Source organism: Bacteroides intestinalis (assembly GCF_003464595.1).
Taxonomy (GTDB): Bacteria; Bacteroidota; Bacteroidia; order Bacteroidales; family Bacteroidaceae; genus Bacteroides; species Bacteroides intestinalis_A.
The window spans coordinates 1-3970 of the sequence record NZ_QRZF01000053.1; the positions used below are offsets into that span (position 1 = coordinate 1).

At 48.2% G+C, this 3970-nt stretch carries 2 protein-coding genes; both read right to left on the bottom strand.

The window, feature by feature from the left end; genetic code table 11:
• Positions 1-59: 59 nt before the first annotated feature.
• The gene (locus DWW10_RS25735; RefSeq protein WP_147350495.1) at positions 60-2279 is read right to left on the bottom strand and encodes a DUF4906 domain-containing protein; all 2220 of its coding nucleotides are present in this window, start codon (positions 2277-2279) and stop codon (positions 60-62) included.
• 463 nt (positions 2280-2742) lie between these two features.
• The coding region (locus DWW10_RS25745) for an AAA family ATPase (protein ID WP_118487421.1) at positions 2743-3970 on the bottom strand (1228 nt) is incomplete at its 5' end.

Consider the following 3970-nt stretch of genomic DNA (forward strand, 5'->3'; position numbering starts at 1 on the left):
ATAGCAATTGTTTTCCGTTATTCCAGCATGTCAAAGAGCGAATGTATAATAGATTAATTCTATTCTTTTTCTTGTATGCAACGCACATTCTGGGCATCAGATACCTGCCAGAACATACCAACCATACGAGCATAAATAGCTTTATTGCCACCTAATGAAGCCCCCCAGTTCACTGAGAATCCAGAGACTCGCGTTGAATTGAAGCCACCAATCCCCCAGACATTAGCATACAAACCGATATAGTTGAAAGCATTGACTGTTTCCTGATACCCGGTAAGACGATAGTAAGTAGTGTTATCCGTAGCATCATATTTTATCAATACTCCACCATCATTGTATATTCCGGCACCTGTGCCCTTCTTCCAATAATCGGCATAACCCGCATCATCTGATGCCGGAACCGAACGCAATGCAGCATTATCAGCGTTTCTATCGGATTCACTACCTGCATAATCGTCCGAGAATAAATGAAAAAAAGTAGTGTATTCCGGCACACGCCAACCTTGCGGGCAAGGATCGTATAATGTTTTCGGCGCCGACTTACTCGCTCCCCACAGAGCCGCATTCACATAGCTATTGCTTGTTGCTCTATCGTAAACCGTAGTCGGTATTTTAAATGAATATTCCAGCTTGTCACCGGAAGTGGCACTCGTACTGCTACGCGGAAAGAATGTATATCCGTCCGGTCCATACGCATTCTGCAAACCATTCGTCGGCGTGGCAGATCCGCTTACGATTGCTACGGAATTTATACTTTTCGTGGTATAGCTGCCCAAGAACGGGTCTTTTCGTCCCCACTGGTAATGCAATCCGTTAGCACGCGATTTAGCTACTTCGTCAGCGGGCACAGAGGTATAGCCTTCCAGCGCACCCAGATTGCGATCCATCATTGGAAAGCTGTTAATGTCACTCCTGTAGGCATATTTTTGCTTCCGCTTCGTGCTCGGTTCCAACACGGTTTCACTGCCGGTCGCATCGGGTTTGTAGTCGGTGACCCAGATGTGCCAACTCCAAAGAATCGCATCGTTCACGTCGTAGGCGGCAATCACTCCGTTTCCGCCCCCTTTGGCAGCAGACGACACACGGCAATAAATGCGGCATTGACCGGCAGCCGTGGCAGTATTCGTTTTGCTGAGGGAAGTTCCATCCACAGTTTTCAACGCTTCCACGATATTGGTGTGGTCGGTCGCACTGTTTGCTATGCCAATGACAGGATCGCCCACGTCACCACTCTCACGGGTCTGCCAAAGAAGCTTCACATAGGCGATGCCACCCCGATTCCCGGCCCATTCTATCAGCTTTGAGTTTGCAATATCCGCTCCATCCTGACGGTATTTAAACGGATCGAAGCAGAAAGCTCCACCCGGCTCCACCATAAAACAGTTGGCGGTGGGGACAAAGTTATCATTGCTCTGCGAAGCAGGAATAGGGTCGATGTAGGTGATACGTTTGTCATTCAGTGGGATAGACGTATGGTTGAAATTCACCTGATAGTTGTAGTTTGTATTACTACGTAGATTGAAGTCAGTGCTTTTGCCGGTGCCGACGTAAACGCGATACTCCAATTTTTTCTTGCTATCAGCGGTGTTTTCGGCGGTGAAACTAATGAAAGTACTGCCTTGCGGAGCGGTATCTTTATAACGTGTCTCGTCCGTACCAGCTTCCGCTTTTATACCGCGTACATTGGCGGGAACCCAGTAAGAAAGTGTCCCGGACGTTTTGGTGGCATCGGTCGTCGGAATGACATAGGTTGTAAACTGGCTTACGATAGACGGGAAACAGCCCGCATTGTCGGGCGCATCCACCAGCGAGTAGTTCAGGGGAACGGATTGCAACATGATTTGTTTCAGTTCGAAGTCAGCCGCACTGTAGTTCCAGGTTACAGTCAGACGTGCCGCCAAGCGTTTGAGGCGCAGGCGGACATCGGCAGATCCTTCGGGGCTTTGAATAGTCCACACGCCACCGACCTGTTTCACCTGCACATGTTCCAGATGGAGCACATAAGGCATTTTGTTGATGTCGTCCTGTTTCGTCGGATCGATATCCTTAATGGTTGATGAACTGACTGTCATATTCTGTACTTCTTTCAATGTCTTGGTTCCTAAAGTTGGCGCGATTCCTGTTTTTCCGCGGGCAATGATTACCAAGTGGCAATCATCCCGGTCGGCCATGGGCACTGTGATTGTTTGCCCGATGGTGGTGGACGTGGCAAAATCCGTTTTGCCGCCTATGCGGGCACCGGTAGTACTGTCATACTGATGCACTTCCAGGTAGTACAAAGCGTCCGGAGTATCGGAGAGATCCGAGCGGGTGCTGACACTGGGGCAAAGGCTCGCCTCGAAGGGGGCATTGCCCCCTTCGAGGCGAGCCCGGAACGGGAGCCCGGAACGGGAGCCCGGAACGGGAGCCCGGAACGGGAGCCCGGAACGGGAGTATAACCATCCGCTTCAGCGGAAAAATCCAAAGACAACAAAACCGGAACCTGTTCGTGTTCATCAACCGGAGTCATTGGAACATCAATACTATCATCGCAACCGGAAAGGCTGCAACAAAAGGCTATCAGCCCTAAAAACAAATAAAAAAAATCGTTCAATGTCTGTTTCATATCATTATAAAATTTATATCATCCATACAATTGCCGGAACATAGGAAAACAAACCGTCCCGCCTCATGCACTTCTGTGCATGGGGCGGGACGGAAAACTTAATGACAAATATCTTTTTTCGGATATATCCTCCTAAATCAACTTTGCTTCTCTACAATCCACTTCTCAATGTTTCGCGTCTTGTTACTGAAGTTCACGCCAATCTTGAACAGTTGACGGCTATCCTTCTCGAAAGGCTGTGCATAGCCTTTCTCGTTAATCTGCGCCATGGCCTCCTCGGCGGTGCCGTCCAGCTTGAATTCCATCACATAGATGAAACGGTCCGTCTGCAACACCAGGTCAATGCGCCCGTCCGAAGTGTGGCGCTCTGCATTGACATAAAACCCCAACAGTTTATAAATGATGAAAAGCACATTCTGATAGTGCAACTCCAAGTCACTCACCAGCTCGTAAGGGGTATCCGCAAAGAAACTGCGAAGACGGCTGAAGAAAGAGTCAACGTCTCCGGCACGCAACTCCTTCACGAACTTTTGTATCTCAAAAGGAGCCTCTACTTTACTGAGCCGGGTATAAAAAGGTACCAAAAACTTGATGAAACCCTCTTCTACCTCTCTATTCGGGAAGCCGAGACGATAAAGGCCGAACTCCTTGTCATAACCCTTTATGGTGAGATACCCACTCTGAAAAATCACAGGAATGGGGTCTTCGTCGCCATAGATACTATTCAGAACATCAGCATCAGTCTGTACGTGCGCCATGCGTTCCAAATCATAATGATTACGCTTTAACAATTCCACAAGATAAGTAGGCGTACCCGTCTCAAACCAATAGTTACTGATCTCCTTATATTTGAAAGCATTCAGCAGACTGAAAGGATTATAGATACCTATGGAGTTATGCGTGAAATGATAACCGTCATAATTCTCTTTCAGGCGTGAACAGAGGGCCTCATACGTCAATTCCTGCGCTTCGGCAAATTCGTGAAGTTCCGCTTCCAGATTCTCATGGATTTCCCGCTCACTGACACCACAGATTTCAACGTATGTGTTCCGCATCGAAATGTCGTCCAGATTATTCAGGTCACTGAACACACTTATCTTACCAAACTTCGTAACTCCCGTCAGCAAAGCGAACTTGATGCAACCGTCCAAAGTCTTCAACACCCCGTAAAAGGGTTTCAGCATATTGCGGAACTCACGTTGCAAGGCTTCATTGCCGATGGCTTGCAACATAGGTTTATCATACTCGTCCACAAGGATGACGACACGCTGTCCCGTCTGTTGATAAGCGCGCTCAATAATTCCCGCTAAACGCAATGAAAGGGAACGTTCGGACGGATTAGCGCCGTAGAGTTCTTCCCATTTG